A 21,738-nucleotide genomic window follows, 5' to 3' on the forward strand; every position below is an offset into this window, starting at 1 on the left:
GCGATGACCCTACCGAAGACCATGAAAGCCATGCTGCTGACCGGCCACGGCGGCTTGGACAAGCTGGAGTGGCGCGAGGATGTCGCGCTGCCAAAGCCCGCCGCCGGTGAGGTTCTGGTTCGCGTCGGCGCGGCGGCGGTGAACAACACAGATGTGAACACGCGCACGGGCTGGTATTCTAAAGCGGTGCGCGGCGACACCGGCTCGGCGGCGAGCGAAGGCTACGGCGGCGCGTCGGACGCCGATGGCGGCTGGTCTGGCGCACTGAGTTTTCCGCGCATCCAAGGGGCCGATTGCTGCGGAGAGGTCGTGGCCGTGGGCGCGGGTGTCGATCAAGGCCGCATCGGCGAGCGGGTTTTGATCCGGCCCATGTACAGCCCTGCGGGCGCGGGTCCGGATGATCTCGTCACCTTCGGATCGGAGCGGGACGGCGGTTTTGCGGAATATGCCACCGCCGAGGCCAGCAATGCGCTGCGGGTCGACAGCACCCTCACGGACGTTGAGCTTGCGTCCTTTCCCTGCGCCTTTTCGACGGCCGAGGGGATGATCCAGCGTGCCGCTTTGGGGGCCGAGCGTGTGTTGATCACCGGCGCCTCGGGCGGGGTCGGCTCGGCGGCGGTGCAACTGGCGAAACGGCGCGGCGCGCATGTGACGGCGGTGACCAGCCCCGGCAAGATGGAGGCGCTGAGGGCGCTTGGCGCGGATGAGACGTTCGACCGGGATGCGGCCCTGCCGGAGGACAGCTATGACGTGGTGCTCGACCTCGTGGGCGGGGCGGGTTGGCCTAAGTTGCTTGACGCGCTGGTGACGCGCGGGCGCTATGTGACCTCGGGCGCGATTGCCGGGCCGATCGTGGAGTTGGACCTGCGCACGCTTTACCTCAAGGACCTGACCCTGATGGGCAGCACGCGGCAGGAGCCGAGCGTTTTTGCCGATCTGGTGGGCTATATCGAACGCGGGGAAATCCGGCCCGTCGTGGCGGAAACCTACGCGCTGCGCGATCTGAAGCAGGCGCAGGAGGCGTTCATCGAAAAGTCCCATATGGGGAAAATCGGGATCACGGTGGCGGATTAACCGCAAAAGCGGGCCGCTCGTCTCTGGGCGGTCGGCCCTTCATCGCGGAATAACTCAATTAGATTGATTTAAGCGTTGACTCACTTGCTCCCATCTGGGATTTCTCCGGTGAAACGCCGCATGAACCGGGGGGAGGCAAGTTTGCAGCAGCTACAGACAGTCGCCGACCGCCCCGCGCGCGGCTCAAACCAGAGCGGGATGCGGGCTTATAACGAACGGCTGGTCCTGTCGCTCATCCGGCGCAGCGGACCGACCTCCAAGGCCGAGATTGCCCGGCTCACGGGCCTCTCGGCGCAGACCGTCTCCGTCATCATGCGTGCCCTCGAAGCGGAGGGTCTGCTGAAGAAAGGCGCGCGTGTGCGGGGCCGGGTCGGGCAGCCATCGGTGCCGATCAGCCTGAACGCCGAGGGCGCGTTTTTTCTGGGGCTGAAGGTCGGGCGGCGCAGCGTCGAATTGATCCTGACCGATTTCGAAGGGCAGGTGACCCGCCACAGCAGCGAGACCTACGCCCATCCCACGCCCGATGCGGTCATGGCCTTTGCCGCGCGCGCTTTGCAGGAGGCGCTTGCCTCACTCTCAGCCGAGCAGCAGGCGCGGGTGGCCGGGCTGGGCGTGGCCCTGCCGTTTGGCATCTGGGAATGGGAAGTCGCGGGCGGCGATCTGAGTGCGTGGCAGACCTTTGATATCGAAGCGGCTTTGGCGGAATTGGTCGATCTGCCGGTCTATATCTGCAATGACACCTCTGCCGCTTGTGGGGCGGAACTGGTCTTTGGCGCGCAGGACAAACCGCGCGATTTCCTCTATTTCTACATTGGCTATTTCGTCGGCGGCGGGCTGGTGCTGGACAGCAAGCTCTACACCGGCAAAAGCGGCAATGCCGGGGCGCTCGGCTCCATGCCGTTGGCCGGAGATGCGGCGCGGCAATTGGTCGATGTGGCCTCTTTGGCGACTTTGGAGGGCGCCTTGCAAGAGGCCGGGGAGACCCGCCGCGCCCCTTGGAGCGATCCGGCGGCTTGGGGCTTTGGCGATGACATTTTGCACCCATGGCTCGACAGCACGACCGAGGCATTGGCGCAGGCGATCCGGGCCGCGACATGTTTGATTGATTTCGACACGGTGATGATCGACGGGTCGGTTCCAGCAGAGGTTCGCGCGGAATTGGTCGCCCGCACCCGCCGCCATCTTGCCGCCCGGCCCCTGCCGGGGGTCACCCTACCAGAATTGCGCGAAGGCACCGTCGGCAGCGACGCCCGCGCGCTCGGTGCGGCGAGCTTGCCGCTTTCTGACCGTTTCCTCGTCGACCGCGACGCATTTTTGAAAGGCTGACAGATGATCCTTTGCTGCGGAGAAGCCCTGATCGATATGATCCCGACCCCGACCAAGGCAGGCCCTGACGGCTTTGTGCCCCATGCGGGCGGGGCGGTGTTCAACACGGCCATCGCCTTGGGGCGGCTCGGCGCGCAGGTGGGTATGCTCTCGGGCCTGTCGTCGGACATGTTCGGGCGGCAGTTGGTCGACGGGTTGAAGGCAAGCCATGTGGATGTCTCGCATGTTGTCCTGTCCGACCGGCCGACGACGCTGGCCTTCGTGCGGCTGGTGGGCGGCCATGCGACCTATGATTTCTATGACGAAAACTCCGCCGGGCGGATGATCACGCCCGAGGATATGCCCGCCTTGTCCAGCGAGGTTTCGGCGCTTTATTTTGGCGGGATCAGTCTGGCCTGCGAGCCGGGGGCGGATGCCTATGCCGAGCTGTTGGCGCGCAACGCCGAGGGCCGCGCGGTGATGATCGACCCCAACATCCGCCCCGGTTTCATCAAGGATATCGAACGTTATCGCCAAAGGCTCGACCGGATGCTGGTGCTGTCGGATATCGTGAAAGTGTCGGATGAGGACCTGAACTGGATCAACCCCGCGCCGCTGTCGCTGCGTGACAAGGTGGGCGAGTTGCTAAAGAAGGGCCCATCGGTTGTCATCCTGACCCGCGGGGGCGAGGGGGCAACAGGCTATCTGGCGAATGGCGAAGAGGTGCAAGTGCCCGCCGTGAAAGCCGAAATCGTCGATACGGTCGGCGCGGGCGACACGTTCAACGCAGGCGTTCTGGCCAAGATGTCGGAGCTTGGGCAGTTGCATAAATCTGCGCTTGTCACCCTCGCGCCAAAGGTGCTGTCCGAAGCGCTGGCCTATGGCGCGCGGGTTGCCGCCGTGACCGTTTCGCGGGCCGGGGCGAGCCCACCTTGGGTAGAGGAAATATGAAATGTTGAAGAACCGCCTATCTTTTTCGCTCAAATATGTTAGCGCTACCAGTGGCCGCCCGGAGGAGGGCGCGAAGGGGATGGCGATGGCTTTGCCCAATCGAAAACAGGGTGCCATAGGGCGCCGACGCAGGCAGGAGGGCTGACCCCATGGTATCGCGCGTAATCCCCGTTGATCCTTTCGACCTCGTTATTTTCGGCGCGACCGGCGATCTTGCCCGGCGCAAGATTCTGCCCGGTCTGTTCCACCGCTTCACCGTCGGCCAGATGCCCGAGGCCGCGCGGATCGTCGGCGCGGCCCGTTCCGAGCTTGATGCCGACGCTTTTCGAAAGATGATCCGCGACAGCCTGCTGGAGTTCGCCCCCAAGCTGGCCCAAGAGGGTGCCGCTTTGGAGCGGTTCCTTGGCATGGTGCATTACGTGCGCGTGGATGCCTCTGGCGATGCGGGCTGGGCGGATCTCAAAGACCTGATGCGCGATGATGTCGTGCGGGCCTTCTACCTCTCGGTCTCGCCGTCGCTCTTCGGCACGATTGGTGGCAAGCTGCATGACCACGGCATCGCCACAGCCGAAAGCCGCATCGTCGTCGAAAAGCCCTTTGGCCATGATTTGGAAACCGCGCAGGCGCTGAACGCCGATCTGCGTGCCAACTTCGACGAAAGCCAGATTTACCGGATCGACCACTACCTTGGCAAAGAGACGGTGCAGAACCTCATGGCGCTGCGTTTCGCCAATGCGCTGTGGGAGCCCTTGTGGAATTCCACACATATCGACCATGTGCAGATCACCGTGTCCGAGAGCCTCGGTGTCGAAGGGCGGGGCGAATACTATGATAAGTCCGGCGCCATGCGCGACATGGTGCAGAACCACCTGATGCAGCTGTTGTGCCTGACGGCGATGGAGCCGCCTTCGCGCTTTGACCCCAACGCGGTGCGGGATGAGAAGGTGAAGGTGATCGAGGCGCTTGAGCCTGTGGCACAGAAGGACATCGCCCGCGGCCAATACCGCGCCGCCAATGGCGAGGGCAGCTACCGCGACCATGCGGGCGACCCCGAAAGCCGCACCGAAAGCTTTGTCGCGATGAAGGTCAAGATCGCCAATTGGCGATGGGCGGGCACGCCGTTCTACCTGCGCACGGGCAAAAAGCTGCGCGGGCGCAGTTCCGAGATCGCGGTGATCTTCCGCGATCCGCCGCATATGATCTTCCCCGCGACGGAAGGACACAAGGGCAACGCGTTGATCATTCGGCTGCAACCGGACGAGGGCATCACCCTGCGCAACACGATCAAAGACCCCGGCCCCGGCGGCATGCGTTTGGCCGAAGTGTCGCTCGATATGACCTTCGCCGATGCTTTGGGCGAACAGGGCACCCCGCAGGACGCCTATGAGCGGCTCATCATGGATGTGATCCGTGGCGATCAGACGCTCTTCATGCGCGGGGACGAGGTCGAAGCCGCTTGGGCTTGGGCCGATCCGATCATTCACGGCTGGGAAGAGACCCGGCAACCCCCGTACCCCTATGACCCCGGCAGCTCGGGCCCCGAAGAGGCGCTGATGCTGATGCACCGCGACGGCCGCCGCTGGCGCGAGATCACACGAAAGGACGAGACATGACCCTGCATTCCACGATTGACCGCGTCACCGACCGTATCATCGCCCGCAGCGAGGCGACCCGGCGGCCTTACCTCGACCGGATGGAAGCCGCCCGCGCCAAGGGTCCGGCCCGCGCGCATCTATCCTGTAGCGGGCAGGCCCATGCCTATGCCGCCTCTGGCGCGGATAAGGACCGGCTGGCGATCACCAGCGCGGGCAACCTCGGGATCGTGACGACCTACAACGACATGCTCTCGGCGCATCAGCCGTTTGAGCGCTACCCCGATCTGATCCGCGAGGCCGTACGCGCGGCGGGGGGCACCGCACAGGTCGCGGGCGGGGTGCCCGCCATGTGCGACGGGGTGACCCAAGGGGAAGCGGGGATGGAACTGTCGCTTTTCTCGCGTGATGTGATCGCCTTGGCGGCCTCGGTGGCGCTCAGCCACAACACATTTGACGCGGCGGTTTTCCTTGGGGTCTGCGACAAGATCGTGCCCGGGCTGGTGATTGCGGCACAGGCTTTCGGCCATCTGCCGGCCGTCTTCCTGCCTGCCGGGCCGATGGAAAGCGGGCTGTCGAACGACGAGAAAGCCAAGGTGCGTCAGCAGTTCGCCGCGGGCGAGGTCGGGCGCGATGCGCTGATGGCCGCCGAGATGGCCGCCTATCACGGGCCGGGCACCTGCACCTTTTACGGCACCGCCAACACCAACCAGATGCTGATGGAGTTCATGGGGCTGCACCTGCCGGGGGCGAGTTTTGTGTCGCCGAACGGGTCTTTGCGCGATGCGCTGACCCAGGAAGGCGCGAAACGTGCGCTGGCGCTGAGCGCTTTGGGCAATGATTACACCCCCGTCGCCTCGGTTCTGGATGAAAAGGCCTTCGTGAACGGGATCGTCGGGCTCAACGCCACGGGCGGGTCGACAAACCTGCTGATCCACCTTATCGCCATGGCGCGGGCCGGGGGGATCATTCTGGATTGGGAGGATTTCTCGGACATCTCTGACGTCACGCCACTGCTGGCGCGGGTCTATCCCAACGGTCTGGCGGATGTGAACCATTTCCACGCCGCCGGGGGGCTGGGCTATATGATCGGCGAATTGCTCAACTCCGGCCATCTGCACCCCGACACCCAGACCGTCGCCGGGCAGGGGTTGGAGCATTACACCGCCGAGCCGAAGCTGAAGGCCGAGGGGCTGGTTTGGGAGAAGGGCGCAGGCGAGAGCCTGAACGAGAAGATCCTCCGCCCCGCCAGCGATCCTTTCCAGCCCACCGGCGGGCTGCGCCGCATGGCCGGGTCGCTCGGCACCGCCTGTATGAAGGTCTCTGCGGTGGCGCCCGAACATCACGTTATCGAAGCCCCGGCGCGGGTCTTTGCGGATCAGAACGAGGTGAAGGCGGCCTTCAAGGCCGGGGAGCTGACCGGCGATCTGGTCGTCGTCGTCCGCTTCCAAGGCCCCAAAGCCAACGGCATGCCCGAATTGCACAGCCTGACGCCGCTTCTGTCGATCCTTCAGGGGCGCGGGCAGAAGGTGGCGTTGGTCACCGATGGGCGCATGTCGGGCGCGTCGGGCAAGGTGCCTGCGGCGATCCACGTCAGCCCTGAGGCGGTCGACGGTGGCCCCATCGCGCGGGTGCAAGACGGTGATCTGCTGCGGGTTGACGCCGTGGCAGGGACGCTCGACGTGCTGGCCGAAGGGTTCGATGACCGTCCCAACGTCACCGCTGATCTTTCTGCTTATCATGCCGGGACGGGGCGCGAGTTGTTCGCTATGTTCCGCGACACCGTCGGTTCTGCTACCACCGGCGCAACCATTTTTGGAGGCTGATCCATGACCCTTACTGCAAAAGACGCCAGCCGTCGCACCCGCGAAATCTGTGCGCTTGCCCCGATCGTGCCCGTGTTGGTGATCGAAGATGTCGCCGACGCCCGGCCCTTGGCCGAGGCACTGATCGCCGGGGGGCTGCCTGCGTTGGAGGTGACTCTGCGCACCCCTGCCGCACTCGACGCGATTGCCGCCATGGCTGAGGTCGCGGGCGGCCATGTGGGGGCGGGCACGCTGGTCACCCCCGAAGATGTGCGTGCAGCGAAACGGGCGGGGGCGACCTTTGGCGTCTCGCCCGGTGCCACCGATGCGTTGATCGCGGCCTGCGAAGAGGAAGAGCTTCCCCTCTTGCCCGGCGCCGCCACGGCGAGCGAGGCGATGCAGTTGTTCGCGCGCGGCTATGACATGCTGAAGTTCTTCCCCGCCGAAGCTTCGGGTGGCGCGCCTGCGCTCAAGGCCATTGGCGCGCCCCTGCCGCAGATCACCTTCTGCCCGACAGGCGGTGTCAGCCCCGACAATGCGGAAAGCTACTTGAGCCTGCCCAACGTGCTTTGCGCAGGCGGCAGTTGGGTCGCGCCGAAGAAGCTGATCGATGCCGGAGACTGGGCCGGGATCGAAGCGCTGGCCCGCGCCGCAGCGCAATTGGGCAAGGCCGGTTAACCCCGGAAGAGGGCCAGGCGCGAGCTTTCCGTTGCACCCCAGAGGGCCGCGGAAAGCCTGACGCCACCAAACCCTTGCTGGCTGGGCGAACTTATCTCTATATTGACTTTAGTTTACGCGCGCAGCGTTTCGTCAAGGGAGGGTTAAGATGGGCCAGCAGAAGATCCGCAATATGGAGGAGTTTGCCGCCGTGAGCGGCATTTCGCGGCCCACCCTGTCGAAGTACTTTAACGATGCCGACAGCGTGCGGCGCTCGACCCGGGAGCGGATTGAAGCCGCGCTGAGCCAGTATGACTATCGCCCGAACGTCTATGCGGTGAACCAGAACCGCCGCAAAACCCGCAACATCGGCGTGGTCGTGCCCAACCTTGCCGACCCGTTCTTTTCCGAGATTGGCCGCGAGGTGGAACTGGCCTGTCTGGCCGAGGGCTATAGCCCGATCTTGCTCAGTTCGCACGGCAACCCGGCGCAGGAGCGCGCCAATCTCGACTCGCTTCGGGCGCTGAAACCGGCGGGCGTGTTGCTGGCGCCCTTCGGCAAAGCCTCGGACCGTGACGAGATCGCGCGCTTTTGCAAGGATGTACCGGTGGTGGCCTTTGACGCCAATGTCGAAGGGGTTTGCGAGGCTTTCGTCGGCACCGACAACTTCCAAAGCGTTGATTTGATCGTTGAATACCTCTGCCGCAGCGGTGAGCCGCCCTGTTTTTTCGAGATGAAGACCCCCAGCAACCCCAACGCCAACAAGCGCCGCCAAGCCTATCTGGAAGCGATGGAGCGGCACGGCTTTGCACCACATATCCATCAGGTGCCGGGGGAGGGCTGGAACTTTGAAGAGATCGGCGCGACCGAGGGCGGCAAGCTGATCTCGGCGGGGGCGTTCGAGACGGATACGGTGCTTTGCTCGAATGACCGTCTGGCCATCGGGATGCTCTCGGCGGCCTATGAGATGGGGCTGCGCGTGGGGCATGGCAAGGATTGCGCCATGCGGATCGCGGGGCAGGACGACCACCCATTCTCGCGTTATACCTGCCCGCCATTGACCACCATCGCGCAGGATTACGGTGCCATCGCGAATCGTGCAGCCAGTACGCTTTTCCGTATTATCGAAAGCGAAACCCGACTGACCGAACGCGAAGAGACGCTGTTTGACGGCAAACTGGTGATGCGCGCCTCGGCCTAAGCCATTGAGTTCGCAAGTTGCTCATAAAATAGTTATCGCGCGTAAAATTTAATTTGACTGCGCGTTGCGTGGGTCGTTAGTCTCGGTTCATCATCTATAGAGGGAGGAACTATCGATGTTCTGCGATAAATCACTTTACGCCGCGACGGCCTTGGGCCTGATCATGGCGGGCGGCGCGGTTGCCGAGACGATCACCATCGCCACCGTCAACAACGGCGACATGATCCGCATGCAAGGCTACACCGACAAATTCACCGAAGAGACCGGCCACGAAGTGGAGTGGGTCACCTTGGAAGAGAACGTCCTGCGCCAGCGCGTCACCACCGACATCTCGACCAAGGGTGGCTCTTTCGACATCATGACCATCGGCATGTATGAGACGCCGATCTGGGGCGCGAACGGCTGGCTGGTGCCGCTGGATGACCTCAGCGAAGAATACGACGCAGACGATATCCTGCCCGCCATGGCCGGCGGCCTGAGCCATGACGGCACGCTTTATGCGGCACCGTTCTACGGCGAAAGCTCCATGATCATGTACCGCACCGATCTGATGGAAAAAGCCGGCATGGAAATGCCGAAAGACCCGACATGGGAATTTATCCGCGAAGCCGCCGCCGCCATGACCGATCGCGACAACGACATCAACGGCATCTGCCTGCGCGGCAAGGCCGGTTGGGGCGAGGGCGGTGCGCTGATCACGGCGATGTCCAACTCCTTTGGCGCGCGTTGGTTCGATGAAGACTGGAACGCCCAGTTCGACACCGAGGCATGGGCCAACACGATTAACTTCTACAAAGACCTGATGGATGAAAGCGGCCCGGCGGGCTATGCCTCCAACGGCTTCAACGAGAACCTCTCGCTGTTCCAGCAGGGCAAATGCGGCATGTGGATCGACGCCACCGTGGCGGCCTCTTTCGTGACCAACCCCGAGGATTCCACCGTGGCCGACAAGGTGGGCTTTGCGCTGGCGCCGGACACGGGCCTTGGCAAACGCTCCAACTGGCTCTGGGCATGGGCGCTGGCAATCCCGGCGGGCACTCAGAAAGAAGATGCCGCGAAAGAGTTCATCGAATGGGCCACTTCGAAAGACTATATCGAGATGGTCGCCGAGAACGAAGGCTGGGCAAACGTTCCTCCCGGCGCGCGCAAGTCGCTTTACGAGAACCCCGAGTATCAGAAAGTGCCCTTCGCGCAGATGACGCTCGACTCGATCCTCTCGGCTGATCCTGAGAACTCCACCGTCGATCCGACTCCTTACGTCGGTGTGCAATTCGCCGCGATCCCCGAGTTTGCAGGCATCGCGACCGACGTGAGCCAAGAGTTCTCTGCCGCCTATGCCGGTCAGCAGACCGTCGAAGAGGCGCTTGAGAAGGCCCAAGACCTGACCAACGACGCAATGGAAGCCGCAGGCTACCGTTAAGCCGCCGCTTCACAGGCTAAAGGGCGGCGAACACCGCCGCCCTTTTCCGCCCCACCACCCGATATGATACCCTTCACCTAAACGCGGCATTCGCCGCCGGCAGAGGAGATGTGCCCGATGGCTACCCAACATTCCCGATCAGCGGCACGCCTGATGATGGCCCCGGCGGTGGTCTTGCTGCTTGGATGGATGCTCATCCCGCTGACCATGACGCTCTACTTCTCTTTCAAGAAATACCTGCCGATGCGCGGCGGTGATCTGGGTTGGGTCGGCTTTGACAACTATGTGCGCTTCGTCACCTCCAGCTCTTTCTGGCCCTCGGTGATGACCACGCTGATCATCGTCGGCGGCGTGCTGGCGATTACGGTCTGCCTTGGCATCCTACTTGCCCTTCTGCTGAACCAGCCGATGTGGGGGCAGGGCTTTGTCCGCATCCTCGTCATCGCGCCCTTCTTCGTCATGCCCACCGTATCGGCGCTGGTGTGGAAGAACATGTTCATGGACCCGAACTATGGCCTGTTCGCGCATCTGTGGGAGTTTTTTGGCGCCACCCCGGTGCAATGGATGAGCCAAGCTTCGCTGTCGTCGATCATCATCATCGTATCCTGGCAATGGCTGCCCTTCGCGACGCTGATCCTGCTCACCGCGATCCAGTCGCTCGACCGCGAGCAGCTTGACGCCGCCGAGATGGACGGCGCGCCGGTGACCAAACGTTTCGCCTATATCACCCTGCCGCATCTGGGCCGCGCAATCACCGTGGTGATCCTGATCCAGACGATCTTTCTCTTGTCGATTTTCGCGGAGATTTTCGTGACCACGGGCGGGGCCTTTGGCACCAAAACACTGACCTATCTCATCTTCCAGCGCGTGCTGGAAAGCCAGAACATCGGCCTCGGATCGGCGGGCGGTGTCTATGCAATCATTCTCGCCAATATCGTCGCCATCTTCCTGATGCGCATCGTCGGCAAGAACCTGGACGCCTGAGGAGGAGACATCATGGCACGCGCAGTCACAAGGCAACGCAAGATCGTCAACACGGCCCTCGCTTGGGGCATCGGTTTCCTGATCTTCTTCCCCATCCTTTGGACCATCCTCACCAGCTTCAAGACCGAAGCACAGGCCATCGCCGATCCGCCGATCTTCCTCGGCTTCGACTGGACGCTGGCGAATTACGAGGCGGTTCTGGAGCGGTCGAACTACGGGCGCTTCCTGTGGAACTCCATCGTCATCGCCGGGGGCTCGACCGTCCTTGGCATCCTGATCGCGGTGCCTGCCGCATGGTCGATGGCCTTCGTCCCCGGCAAGCGGACCAAGGACATTCTGCTCTGGATGCTCTCGACCAAGATGCTGCCCGCGGTGGGCGTGCTCTACCCGATCTATCTGCTCTGCATCCAGTTCGGCGTGCTCGACAGCAAGATCGCCTTGGTCATCATCTTGATGCTCATCAACCTGCCGATCATCGTCTGGATGCTCTACACCTACTTCCGCGAAATCCCCGGTGAGATCTTGGAAGCGGCACGGATGGATGGGGCAAGCCTGCGCGAAGAGGTGCTTTACGTCCTCACGCCCATGGCGATCCCCGGCATTGCCTCCACCCTGCTGTTAAACTTCATCCTCGCATGGAACGAAGCCTTCTGGACGCTCAACCTCACCGCGGCCAAGGCCGCGCCGCTCACCGCCTTCATCGCGAGCTATTCCAGCCCCGAGGGCCTCTTCTACGCCAAGCTCAGCGCGGCCTCCACTATGGCCATCGCGCCAATCCTCATCCTCGGCTGGTTCAGCCAGAAACAACTCGTCAGCGGCCTGACTTTCGGCGCGGTCAAGTAAGCAAGGGACAGTCACATGGGACAAATCAAACTCAATCAGGTTTCCAAAAGCTTCGGCGATGTGGAAGTCATTCCGCCCCTTGATCTGACCATCGAAGATGGCGAGTTCACGGTATTTGTCGGCCCTTCGGGCTGCGGGAAATCGACCCTGCTGCGGCTGATCGCGGGCCTGGAGGACATCACCTCGGGCCATATCGAGATCGACTGCACCGATGCGACCCATGTGCCGCCCGCGAAACGGGGTCTGGCGATGGTGTTCCAATCCTACGCGCTTTATCCGCATATGTCGGTGCGCAAGAACATCGCCTTTCCGATGAAGATGGCGGGCGTTCCGGCGGATGAACAGCAGCGCCGGATCGAAGCTGCGGCCAAGGCGCTGAACCTCACCGACTATCTTGACCGCCGTCCGGGCCAACTGTCTGGCGGCCAGCGCCAGCGGGTCGCGATTGGCCGTGCCATCGTGCGCGAACCTTCGGCTTTCCTTTTCGACGAGCCGCTGTCGAACCTCGACGCCGCGCTGCGGGTGGGCATGCGGCTTGAAATCAGCGAGCTGCATAAGCGGCTGGCCACGACGATGATCTACGTCACCCACGATCAGGTCGAAGCGATGACCATGGCCGACAAGATTGTCGTGCTGCGGGCGGGCCATATCGAACAGGTCGGCTCCCCGCTTGAGCTCTATTACAAGCCGCGCAACGAATTTGTCGCGGGCTTCATCGGCTCGCCCAAGATGAACCTGATCAAGGGCGTTGAGGCCGAAGCGCGTGGCGCGCCGACCATCGGCATCCGGCCCGAGCATTTCGACGTATCCACCACCGAAGGCGCATGGGAGGGTACCATCGGCGTGGCCGAGCATCTGGGCTCCGACACCTTCTTGCACGTCCATGGCGTGGCGGGCTGCGACCCGATGACCGTGCGCGTGGATGGCGAATTGTCGGTCCGACATGGGGACCGGATTTTCCTGACCCCACAGGCGGACAAGCTGCACCGGTTCGACGCGCAGGGCCTTCGGGTCGAGTAATGCAAGCGGCAGAAATGACAGGCCAACCCCCGTACCCTTTCCCCGGTGCGCGGCCCTTTAAGGATGTGGATCATGGATAAACTGGTAGACCTCTCGAACGCGACGCTGGGTGATCTCGACATCGCCCACCCCAGCTATGACCGCAGCGCCCTGACCCCCGGCATCGTGCATATTGGCGTCGGCAATTTCCACCGTGCGCATCAGGCGTGGTATCTGCACCGCTTGATGCAGAACGGCCAAGCGCATGACTGGGCGATCCTCGGCGCGGGCGTGCGCCCCTTTGATGCGGCCATGCGCGAGAAGCTCTTGGCGCAGGACTGTTTGACGACGCTGATCGAACTCGACCCCGCGCAGACCTCGGCCGAGGTGGTGGGGTCCATGATCGACTACCTGCCGATCGAAGAGGGCAACGGCGCCCTGATCCGCGCCATGACCGATCCGGCCATTCGTATTGTCGGGCTGACCGTCACCGAAAGCGGCTATTACATTGACCCAGTCAGCAAGGGGTTCGACGCGGCCCATGCGGATATCATCCATGACGCGGCCCATCCCGAAACCCCGCGCACCGCCTTTGGGGCCATCGTCGCGGCCCTGCGGCTGCGCCGCGATGCGGGGCAGGGGCCGTTCACCGGGCTGAGCTGTGACAATCTGCAAGGCAATGGCGATATCCTGCGCCAAGCGGTCGTGTCGCTGGCGCGCATGTCCGACCCGGCACTGGCCGATTGGATCGAGGCAAACGCCAGTTTCCCCAACTCCATGGTCGATTGCATCGCCCCGGCCACCGGCCCCGCCGAGATCGCACAGGCGCGGGAGTTCGGCGTGAACGATGCCGCCCCAGTCACCCATGAAGCCTTCCGCCAATGGGTGATCGAAGACGACTTCTGCGCGGGCCGCCCGGATTGGGATCAGGTGGGGGCCACCTTCTCGGACGAGGTGCACGCCTATGAGAAGATGAAGATCCGCATCCTCAACGCGGGCCATCAGGTCTTGGCCAATGTCGGTGAGGTGCTGGGGATCGAGACGATTTCCGGCACCATGGCGCATCCGGCGATCCGTGCGATGTTCCACCGCGTGCAGGCCGAAGAGATCACCCAGACGGTCGCCCCGGTGCCGGGCATGACGCCGCTGGCCTATCTCGATCTGATCGAGCAGCGGTTCTCGAACCCGCGCATCGTCGACACCACCCGCCGCGTCGCCTTTGACGGTTCGGCGCGGCACACGGGGTTCGTGCTGCCGATCCTGCGGGATCAACTGGCGGCGGGGCGTTCAGTCAGTGGTTTGGCCTTGGTCGAAGCACTCTGGGCGCGGATGTGTGCAGGCACGCGGGAGGATGGCAGCGAGATCGTGGCAAACGATCCGATCTGGGACGAGCTGAAAGCCGTGGCGCAGACTGCACGCATGCGGCCCGAAGCGTGGTTGGAGCAAGACCGTCTTTATGGCGATCTCGCGCAGGCCGAAGCCTTCCGCGACGCCTTTGTCGCTTGGCTCACGCTCATTTGGGACGAGGGCGCTGTCGCGGCGATGGACGCCTATACGCAGGCTGAGCAGAGCAACGGTCGCGCCAGCAAGGTAGGCTAACCGTTAGCTCTGGTCGGGTTGCAAGAACCCGACCAGCAGCGCCGACAAGGCCACCATGATCGCCGCCGCGCCCAGCATCAGGGGCAGGCCGCCGATCTGATAGCTCAGCCCCGACATCAGCGTGCCCAAGAGCCGCCCGGCGGCATTGGCCATGTAGTAAAACCCCACATCCATCGTCACCCGCTCTGCCTTGGTGAAAGAGAGGATGAGGTAGGAATGCAGCGATGAGTTCACCGCAAAGACCGCGCCAAAGGCCAAGAGGCCGATCACAAGCGTCACGGTGAGCCAGCCCTGCGGCCCGTCGCTGAACAGCGCCGCCAGCGTCAGCGCCGCAGGCACGGCGGCAAGCGACCATGCCCAGCCCTTCGCGGCTGAGATCAGGGCTCCTGCCGGGCGGGATTTCGCGCGGAGTAGGCGCGGGGCGTAGATTTGCACCAGCCCGTAGAGGATCACCCAGACCGCCATAAAGGTGCCGATCATGAAAAAGGCCGCGCGGTTGCTTTCCTCCGTGCCATCCGAGAGGACTGCGTAGAAATAGATCGGGATGCCCACCACGAACCACACGTCCCGCGCGCCGAAGAGGAACACCCGCGCCGCGCTGAGCCAGTTCACATTGGCGGATTTTGAGAAGACTTCCGAGAACTTCGCTCCCTTGCGGCCCTTGGGCAGGCCGGGCGGCATGGCGGTCAGCACGGCAATCAGGATCAGCGCAAGGATCGCGGCCATCCCGAGCACCGCCCAGACAAAGCCAAGCGTCGCCAGCAGGGCTGCGCCAAGCAGAAAGCCCAAGCCCTTGACCATGTTCTTGGAGCCGGTCAGCAGCGCCACCCAGCGAAACAGCCCGCCATCCTCAGCCGGGGCGAGCAGTTTGACGGCGGATTTCGATGACATCTTGGCCAAATCTTTGGCCACGCCGCTGGCCCCCTGCACCAGCATGACGAATACTACCGAGGCGCCAACCGCCCATGTGGGGTCAAGCTGCGCCAGCGCCAGCAGCGCCACGATCTGCAACCCCAGCCCCGCATAGAGCGTCGAGGCCAGCCCGAAGCGCGCCGCGATCCAGCCCGCGCAGAGGTTGGTAATGACGCCCGCGATCTCATACAGCACAAAGAGATAGGCCAGTTGCACCGGCGAAAAGCCCAGCCGGTGGAAATGCAGCAACACCAACATGCGCAACGCGCCATCGGTCAGCATGAAGGCCCAATAGGCCGCCGTGACCGCGATATAGGCCGAGAGCCCCTCAGGGCGGGTCGCGCTCTGGCTCACAGGCTTGCCCCGACCATCAGCGCCACATCGACCAGACGGTGGGCATAGCCCATCTCATTGTCGTACCACGCGTAGATTTTAACCTGCGTCCCGTTCACCACCATGGTGGAGGGCGCATCGACGATGCTGGACCGCGTGTCATTGGTGTAATCGGTCGAGACCAGCGGGCGCTCCTCATAGCCAAGGATGTCTTTCAACGCCCCTTCGGCGGCAGCTTTGAACAGGCCGTTTACCTCTTCCACGGTCGTCTCCCGCTCCACCTCAAAGACACAGTCAGTCAGCGAAGCGTTCAGCAGCGGCACCCGTACCGCATGGCCGTTCAGGCGGCCTTTGAGTTCGGGATAGATCAGCGTGATCGCCGTGGCGCTGCCGGTGGTCGTCGGGATCAGGGAGTTCAGGGCCGAACGCGCGCGGCGCAGGTCCTTGGCGGGGCGGTCGACGATAGTTTGCGTGTTGGTCACATCATGGATCGTGGTGATGGAGCCATGTTTGATCCGCAGCGCCTCATGGATGACCTTCACCACCGGGGCGAGGCAGTTGGTCGTGCAGCTTGCCGCCGTGACGATCCGGTGCCGTGCGGGATCATAGACATCATCATTGACGCCATAGACGATATTGGCCGCATCCCCGTCTTTTACGGGGGCCGAGATCACCACCTTCTTCACCCCGGCTTCGAAATAGGGGGCGAGTTTCGCCTCGGTCTTGAAGACGCCGGTGCAATCGATCACCACATCCACCCCGTCAAGCGGCAGCGCGCTGAGGTCACGCGTGCCGATGAAGGGCAGGCGGGTGCCGTTGATCGTCACGCTGTCGGCGTCATGGGCGAAATCGGCCTGCCAACGCCCGTGCACCGTGTCGAATTCCAGCAGATGGGCATGCATTTCCGGGTCACCCACCGCATCGTTGACCCATGCAATCTCGGCCCCTTGATCCAGCAGGGGTTTCAGGGCGAGCTTGCCGATACGGCCAAGGCCGTTGATCGCGTAGGTGGTCATGCGGGAGTTCCTTCTTTGTCGGTTTGGCCCGCGTCATCCAGCGCCTTTTGCAGCGAGATACGGTCGAGCGAGCTAAGTGGCAGGCTGGTAAAACCCAGCATCCGGTTGCGCAGGGTGCCATAGGCCTGCTGGAAGGCGAGGCTCTTTTCCGCGTCGGAGCCTTCGACCTTGACCGGATCGGGCAGCCCCCAATGCGCCGTGATCGGCTGGCCCGGCCATGTGGGGCATTCCTCATTGGCGGCCTGATTGCAGACGGTAAAGACGAAGTCGAAGGCAGGCGCATCCGCGGCCTGAAACTCAGAGATATGTTTTGACCTGAGGTGGGCCACGTCATGGCCCTTTTGCTTGAGCACATCGACGGCGAATGGGTTCAGCTCAGACTGCGGGCGGGTGCCTGCCGAATAGACGTTGAACCGGTCCCCTGCGAGGTCGCGCAGGATGCTTTCGGCAAAGATCGACCGGGCGGAGTTGCCGGTGCAGATGAACAGGACGTTGAACTTGTCGTCGGTCATGGGGGCGTTTCCATCTGAAGAGGTGAGGGGGAGGCAAATTTCGGGCCGGCCACGGCAGCAGTCGTTCAGTAGGTAGCCGATGGTGTCCCGCGCGGCCTCGATATCGATCGCATAGCGCAGGGATGTGCCCTGCCGTTCTTGGCTCACCAACCCCGCCTGCATCAGCGCGCCGATATAGGTCGAGAGGGTGTTGGGCTTGAGGCCGAGCGCCTGCGCCAGTTCGGTCGCGGGCACCCTGTCAGGGTAGCGGCGCATAAGCAGCCGAAACAGCGCGAGGCGCTGCGGATGGCCAAGGGTGGCGAGACGGTTGGGGATCACTTGTTCCATAATTCATGAATTACAGAATTATTCGGCTTTACGCCAGTGAAGTTTTTGTAACAGTGCCAAATCGGCTGCGCCCGTATCGCCCCTATCCGCGGCGATTCATCGAAACCTATAAATATTACCAGCTTTACAGATGCGCCCCGGCGCGCGCAGTCAAGATGCGCCGGAAATTTAATCAAACTATAACAAATGCTTGAAGATCGACGGCGCGAATCTTGCTATCCGAGTTTGCGGCTGTGCTGAATGGCCGTCAGACATAAGATGCGCGCTCAGGCTGACGCGACCTTTTGACAGGGCCCGCCATTTGGCTCTGTTTCGGTCCCCGCTTTCGGAAGCCGCGCCCCTGTCCGCTGTGTTGGACGATCGTGTTTTTGTAAGGGGCGCATTGGTTTTCGGGCGGGGGCCGCTTTATGCTCTGCACCGCTTCGCGGGCAGGCGGACGTGCCGACCTTTCGTCGGGCGGCTCTTTCGCTTGACCCTTGGTCATCGGGACAAAATTGCAACGTTTTGGCCCGTTTCCCCTATTCCGAGAAATCATCTGACGGCGAGCATGTTCCCTCACTGGTTGAGGTGCCCTAACTGAATGCTCAGTTTTTAATCACATGAGCTTTTGAACGCCGCCCTATGGTGACACCGCTTTCCGACCGCTACCTCCTATTGAAAGAACAACGCCCCGACATCAAACCCGCCGAGATGTTGCAGGTCTTGGCGCAGGATATGGGGCTGAACAACCTGTCCTATCTGGGGTTTCACAAGACCGGCGCCAGTGGCAGCGATCCGGTCATTCACTCGACCTATGATCCCGCTTGGCTGACGCGCTACCAAGAGGAAAACTACCATCTGATCGACCCGGTGGTCGACAAATCCCTCGAAGGCACCCTGCCGGTGGATTGGAGCGAGCTGCCCAAGGTCGACCGGACCACGCGCAATTTCTTTGGCGAGGCGATGGAGTTCGGCGTGCGCCAGAACGGTGTGTCGATCCCCATTCGGGACCACGCGCATGGCAAGGCGGTGCTGACGCTGAACTCTGACCTGCGCATTCACGAGTGGCGCAAGTACAAGCGCGGGATCATCGCCGATGCGATCTATCTGGGCTGTCTGATCCAAAGCGATATGGTGGCGGATATCGCCCCCGCCGCGCCGGGGCCACGGCTGAGCAACCGTGAAAAGGAAGTGCTGAAATGGGCCGCGGTGGGCAAAACGGCATGGGAGACGGCGCAGATCATGACGGTGGCGGCCAGCACGGTGAACCATCATCTGTATAACGCCTGTGCCAAGCTGGACGTGACCAACAAGACCCATGCGGTGGCCAAGGCGATCCGGGCGCAGATCATCACGATCTGACCGGGCGGGGCAGGGCTTGGCGGCGGCTTCGCGGCGCGGTAAGCCGCCCGCAACATAGGAGAGCGATATGGAACTGCGCGACAAACGTATTTTGGTCACCGGCGGCAGCGACGGGATCGGGCGCCACATCTGTTTGAAACTGGCGGAGACGGGTGCGCGGCTGGCCATTCTGGGCCGGGATGAGACCCGTCTTCAGGCCGTGGCCGAAGCCTGCCAAGCCGCCGGCGCGGCAGAGGCGGTGGGGCTGACCTGCGATCTGCAAGACCCTTCGGCGATCAATCAGGCCGCCGCGCAGGTGGTGGACCGTTTTGGCGGCTTGGACATCCTGATCAACAACGCAGGGATCTGGCACAAGGCAGGGCCGCTCGACACGATCGCGCCCGAAATGCTGCAAGCGACGGTGCAGACCAATTTGACCGGCCTCATGCAGATGACGCAGGCCACGCTGCCCGCGCTGCGCGACAATGACGAGGCGATCATCCTCAATGTCGTCTCCAAATCCGGTGTCGTGGCGCAGGCGGGGCAGTCGGTCTATACGGCCACGAAATACGGCGTGCGCGGTTTTACCGAGGTGCTGAAGGCGGATGAGGAAAACACCGGCGTGCGGGTGGGCGGGCTGTATCAGTCGGGCACCAACACCGGCATGTTCGCCAAGGCCGGAGAGGACGTGCCGAACCATATTTTCACCGAGCCGGATGATCTGGCCGATGTGGTGGTCTTTGTCCTGTCCCGTCCGCCGAAACTGTGGATCCACGATATCCGTATCGAACTTTAAGCGCGGGCGCGGGGCTTAGTCAGTGCTTTGCAACGCGCTTGGGGCCGCTTGCTGGGCGGTCTTTGCCTCGGCCCCGATGCCGAATTCGACATGGAAGGTCGATCCGACGCCCACTTCGCTTTCGTAAAACAGATCACCCGCCATCTGCCGCGCCAGTTGGCGGGAGATATGCAGGCCAAGGCCGGAGCCTTGGGTCGATTTCTGACCATCGTCGTCAAGCTGCCCGAAGCGGCCAAAGACCTTTTCCTCCATCCCCGCGGGAATGCCGCGCCCATGATCGCGGATCGAGACCCGCACGCGCCCGTTGTTGGTGGTCAGCGTGCCCTCCACCTTGTCCCCCACATTCGAGAATTTCACCGCGTTCGATATCAGGTTGTCGACCACCTGTCGGATGGCAAAGGCATCGCCCAAGACCACGGCGGGCTGGCCGACACTGCCGATATCCAGCCGCACGCCGCGCTCATGGGCATACATGCGGTTTTCCTCGATGCTTTCGCGGAGCAGGGCAGGCAGGTCGACCGGCAGCCATTCGAGCGAGAGCGCCTGCACCTCAAGCTTTTGCACCAGCAGGATATTATCGACCAACCGCGACAGGCGCACCCCGTTGCGATGGGCAATGTCGAGCGAGGAGCGCAGCGGGCCTTTGATCTCACCCAGCTTACCGCTGAGGGCCAGAGCCAAGCCGCCTTTCAATGAGGTCAGCGGCGTGCGCAGCTCATGGCTGACGACCGAGATGAATTCATCCTTGGCGCGGTTCGCCTCATCCGCCTCTCTCAGCGCTCGCTCTAGGGCCGTGGTGGTGGCGATCCGGTCGGTGACATCGACGAAAGTAACGCTCCATCCGATGGCGGGGCCCGCGGGGGCGAGGGGGTTTTCGATGGGTTGAACGCGCGGCTCATACAGCCGTTCGCTACAGGTGATATGGGCCGAGCCGTTCTGCGCCATTTGTGCTTCGATCCCCGCGATCAGATCGTGGCTCAATGTTGGATCGGACAGAAGCCCGCTGCGCTTGGCCGCGGCGTTCGAGCGGATGACGTGGCGCCGCGCGTCCAAAAGGATCAGCGGTTCGCTCATCGTGTCAAACAGGGTCGATTGCCCGACCGAGGGCATGTCCATCGTCTTGTTCGTGACCAGCAACCACGAAAAGGCGAAGATGCCCAAGGTGAACATGAAGGCGGTCGGATCAAGGCCGACGACAGTAAAACCAAGCAGCGCATAGGCCGCGTTCGCGCCCAATGGGATCAGCGTGATCACCACCAGCATCGTCAGCAGCGGCCAAGCGGCCTGTTTCGCGCGAAAGAACGCTCGGCCCAGCCAGATGAGCGTCGCCATCACAAAGCAATAGAGCACGGCAAGAACGAGGAAATACCCCGGCCCATGTTCAAAGGTGATCTGATCGTCGCCCGGCTGAAGTGCGGTTTCGGCGGTATAGATCAGATGATGCCAATCGTTCGTCGCGGCAAGGCCGAAGGCCGCAAGCGGCACGGCAATCAGGGCCAGAAGGCTCACCCATCCGCGCGACCGGCTGGAGGGGCCGACATATTCGAAGATAAAGAAGGACCACGCCACCGGCACCAGCCCATGCCCCAGCCACGCAAGCTGCGCCTGTTGCATCTGGCAGGCGTAGGCGGGAGTTGCGGCTTCGGCCCCGACCATCATCAGGGTCCAGATCATCCCCAAAAAGGTGAGCGCATAGTAAATTTTGCCATGGAACTCTTGGAACTTGAGCGTCCAAAAGGCGACAGCTGCGGCGATCGTGCTGACGGCGAGCACGGTCCAATAGACCGGGTCGAGCATCAGCCCTTGGAAACACGTTAGCATGGCGGAAATACCTATGAACCAAAATGAATGTGCGCAGACCAGCATTAAAATGCGGCGCAAGTTTGGCGCTGTAGTGGCGTATTATGGCCGGTAAATGCAACCCTTGGATGTGATTTGGGGCCGCAAGTACCGTTCATCATGCGTGCAAGGCGGGCCGGTTGCCTCTGCGAAAGAGGGGGCGAAGGGCGCTGAGAACGGGGTTCAAGGTGCAGTCGATGGCAGAGGGCCGTTGCGGCATTTCGCCAGATGCTTGTTCAAAGCCGGTATGGGG

The 21,738-nt window shown here is 62.7% G+C and carries 18 protein-coding genes; 14 read left to right on the forward strand and 4 right to left on the reverse strand.

What is annotated here, in order from left to right; translation table 11 throughout:
* Positions 1–3: 3 nt before the first annotated feature.
* The 12 genes from ACGYLI_RS09130 to ACGYLI_RS09185 all read left to right on the forward strand — a co-directional run bounded on the left by ACGYLI_RS09130 (position 4) and on the right by ACGYLI_RS09185 (position 14,430).
* Entirely contained in the window at positions 4–1,074 is a 1,071-nt protein-coding gene (locus tag ACGYLI_RS09130; protein WP_394418953.1) for an alcohol dehydrogenase family protein, read from the forward strand.
* A 141-nt stretch (positions 1,075–1,215) separates the two neighbouring features.
* Positions 1,216–2,400, forward strand: a complete 1,185-nt coding sequence (locus ACGYLI_RS09135) for an ROK family transcriptional regulator (RefSeq protein WP_394418954.1) — start codon at positions 1,216–1,218, stop codon at positions 2,398–2,400.
* A gap of 3 nt (positions 2,401–2,403) precedes the next feature.
* Positions 2,404–3,330, forward strand: a complete 927-nt coding sequence (locus ACGYLI_RS09140) for a carbohydrate kinase (RefSeq protein ID WP_394418955.1) — start codon at positions 2,404–2,406, stop codon at positions 3,328–3,330.
* 149 nt (positions 3,331–3,479) lie between these two features.
* Positions 3,480–4,943, forward strand: a complete 1,464-nt coding sequence (gene zwf / locus ACGYLI_RS09145) for a glucose-6-phosphate dehydrogenase (protein WP_394418956.1) — start codon at positions 3,480–3,482, stop codon at positions 4,941–4,943.
* Positions 4,940–6,748: a phosphogluconate dehydratase gene (gene edd / locus ACGYLI_RS09150; protein ID WP_394418957.1), complete on the forward strand. Its 1,809-nt coding sequence runs from the start codon at positions 4,940–4,942 to the stop codon at positions 6,746–6,748. Before zwf ends, edd begins: the two co-directional genes overlap by 4 nt.
* 3 nt (positions 6,749–6,751) lie before the next feature.
* Entirely contained in the window at positions 6,752–7,405 is a 654-nt protein-coding gene (gene eda, locus ACGYLI_RS09155) for a bifunctional 4-hydroxy-2-oxoglutarate aldolase/2-dehydro-3-deoxy-phosphogluconate aldolase (protein WP_394412395.1), read from the forward strand.
* 148 nt (positions 7,406–7,553) lie between these two features.
* The gene (locus ACGYLI_RS09160) at positions 7,554–8,585 is read left to right on the forward strand and encodes a LacI family DNA-binding transcriptional regulator (protein WP_394418958.1); all 1,032 of its coding nucleotides are present in this window, start codon (positions 7,554–7,556) and stop codon (positions 8,583–8,585) included.
* Between the two features lie 115 nt (positions 8,586–8,700).
* Positions 8,701–10,005 (forward strand): ABC transporter substrate-binding protein, encoded by a 1,305-nt coding sequence (locus ACGYLI_RS09165; protein WP_394418959.1) that lies wholly within the window; start codon positions 8,701–8,703, stop codon positions 10,003–10,005.
* Between the two features lie 117 nt (positions 10,006–10,122).
* The gene (locus ACGYLI_RS09170) at positions 10,123–10,989 is read left to right on the forward strand and encodes a carbohydrate ABC transporter permease (RefSeq protein WP_136720472.1); all 867 of its coding nucleotides are present in this window, start codon (positions 10,123–10,125) and stop codon (positions 10,987–10,989) included.
* Positions 10,990–11,001: 12 nt separating this feature from the next.
* Positions 11,002–11,832, forward strand: a complete 831-nt coding sequence (locus tag ACGYLI_RS09175; protein WP_394418960.1) for a carbohydrate ABC transporter permease — start codon at positions 11,002–11,004, stop codon at positions 11,830–11,832.
* A gap of 15 nt (positions 11,833–11,847) precedes the next feature.
* Positions 11,848–12,852 carry an ABC transporter ATP-binding protein gene (locus ACGYLI_RS09180; RefSeq protein WP_394418961.1) on the forward strand — a complete coding sequence of 335 codons (1,005 nt, stop codon included), beginning with the start codon at positions 11,848–11,850 and terminating at the stop codon, positions 12,850–12,852.
* A 72-nt stretch (positions 12,853–12,924) separates the two neighbouring features.
* The gene (locus tag ACGYLI_RS09185; protein WP_394418962.1) at positions 12,925–14,430 is read left to right on the forward strand and encodes a mannitol dehydrogenase family protein; all 1,506 of its coding nucleotides are present in this window, start codon (positions 12,925–12,927) and stop codon (positions 14,428–14,430) included.
* Between the two features lie 3 nt (positions 14,431–14,433).
* Here the strand turns inward: ACGYLI_RS09185 and arsJ are convergent, their stop codons facing one another.
* From arsJ to ACGYLI_RS09200, 3 genes are read right to left on the reverse strand one after another with little or no spacing between them, the layout of a single operon-like run.
* Entirely contained in the window at positions 14,434–15,696 is a 1,263-nt protein-coding gene (gene arsJ, locus ACGYLI_RS09190; RefSeq protein WP_394418963.1) for an organoarsenical effux MFS transporter ArsJ, read from the reverse strand.
* Complete coding sequence (locus ACGYLI_RS09195) at positions 15,693–16,691, reverse strand: ArsJ-associated glyceraldehyde-3-phosphate dehydrogenase (protein ID WP_394418964.1); 999 nt, start codon at positions 16,689–16,691, stop codon at positions 15,693–15,695. Before ACGYLI_RS09195 ends, arsJ begins: the two co-directional genes overlap by 4 nt.
* Positions 16,688–17,530, reverse strand: a complete 843-nt coding sequence (locus ACGYLI_RS09200) for a helix-turn-helix domain-containing protein (protein WP_394418965.1) — start codon at positions 17,528–17,530, stop codon at positions 16,688–16,690. Before ACGYLI_RS09200 ends, ACGYLI_RS09195 begins: the two co-directional genes overlap by 4 nt.
* A 621-nt stretch (positions 17,531–18,151) precedes the next feature.
* Between ACGYLI_RS09200 and ACGYLI_RS09205 the strand changes: the two genes are divergently transcribed.
* Positions 18,152–18,871: a LuxR family transcriptional regulator gene (locus tag ACGYLI_RS09205; RefSeq protein WP_168612790.1), complete on the forward strand. Its 720-nt coding sequence runs from the start codon at positions 18,152–18,154 to the stop codon at positions 18,869–18,871.
* Between the two features lie 67 nt (positions 18,872–18,938).
* Complete coding sequence (locus ACGYLI_RS09210) at positions 18,939–19,646, forward strand: SDR family oxidoreductase (RefSeq protein WP_394418966.1); 708 nt, start codon at positions 18,939–18,941, stop codon at positions 19,644–19,646.
* A 15-nt stretch (positions 19,647–19,661) separates the two neighbouring features.
* On the opposite strand, the gene ACGYLI_RS09215 is transcribed toward ACGYLI_RS09210, so the two are convergent.
* Positions 19,662–21,467 carry a histidine kinase N-terminal 7TM domain-containing protein gene (locus tag ACGYLI_RS09215; protein ID WP_394418967.1) on the reverse strand — a complete coding sequence of 602 codons (1,806 nt, stop codon included), beginning with the start codon at positions 21,465–21,467 and terminating at the stop codon, positions 19,662–19,664.
* Positions 21,468–21,738: the final 271 nt, after the last annotated feature.

The sequence above is a fragment of the Sulfitobacter sp. 1A13421 genome (assembly GCF_043557285.1).
Lineage (GTDB): Bacteria > Pseudomonadota > Alphaproteobacteria > Rhodobacterales > Rhodobacteraceae > Sulfitobacter > Sulfitobacter faviae.

Coding starts and splice junctions, on each gene's coding strand:
- ACGYLI_RS09130 (WP_394418953.1), top strand. CDS start 4: ATGACCCTACCGAAGACCATGAAAGCCATGCTGCTGACCGGCCACGGC.
- ACGYLI_RS09140 (WP_394418955.1), top strand. CDS start 2,404: ATGATCCTTTGCTGCGGAGAAGCCCTGATCGATATGATCCCGACCCCG.
- zwf (WP_394418956.1), top strand. CDS start 3,480: ATGGTATCGCGCGTAATCCCCGTTGATCCTTTCGACCTCGTTATTTTC.
- edd (WP_394418957.1), top strand. CDS start 4,940: ATGACCCTGCATTCCACGATTGACCGCGTCACCGACCGTATCATCGCC.
- eda (WP_394412395.1), top strand. CDS start 6,752: ATGACCCTTACTGCAAAAGACGCCAGCCGTCGCACCCGCGAAATCTGT.
- ACGYLI_RS09160 (WP_394418958.1), top strand. CDS start 7,554: ATGGGCCAGCAGAAGATCCGCAATATGGAGGAGTTTGCCGCCGTGAGC.
- ACGYLI_RS09165 (WP_394418959.1), top strand. CDS start 8,701: ATGTTCTGCGATAAATCACTTTACGCCGCGACGGCCTTGGGCCTGATC.
- ACGYLI_RS09170 (WP_136720472.1), top strand. CDS start 10,123: ATGGCTACCCAACATTCCCGATCAGCGGCACGCCTGATGATGGCCCCG.
- ACGYLI_RS09175 (WP_394418960.1), top strand. CDS start 11,002: ATGGCACGCGCAGTCACAAGGCAACGCAAGATCGTCAACACGGCCCTC.
- ACGYLI_RS09180 (WP_394418961.1), top strand. CDS start 11,848: ATGGGACAAATCAAACTCAATCAGGTTTCCAAAAGCTTCGGCGATGTG.
- ACGYLI_RS09185 (WP_394418962.1), top strand. CDS start 12,925: ATGGATAAACTGGTAGACCTCTCGAACGCGACGCTGGGTGATCTCGAC.
- ACGYLI_RS09195 (WP_394418964.1), bottom strand. CDS start 16,691: ATGACCACCTACGCGATCAACGGCCTTGGCCGTATCGGCAAGCTCGCC.
- ACGYLI_RS09200 (WP_394418965.1), bottom strand. CDS start 17,530: ATGGAACAAGTGATCCCCAACCGTCTCGCCACCCTTGGCCATCCGCAG.
- ACGYLI_RS09205 (WP_168612790.1), top strand. CDS start 18,152: ATGGTGACACCGCTTTCCGACCGCTACCTCCTATTGAAAGAACAACGC.
- ACGYLI_RS09210 (WP_394418966.1), top strand. CDS start 18,939: ATGGAACTGCGCGACAAACGTATTTTGGTCACCGGCGGCAGCGACGGG.
- ACGYLI_RS09215 (WP_394418967.1), bottom strand. CDS start 21,467: ATGCTAACGTGTTTCCAAGGGCTGATGCTCGACCCGGTCTATTGGACC.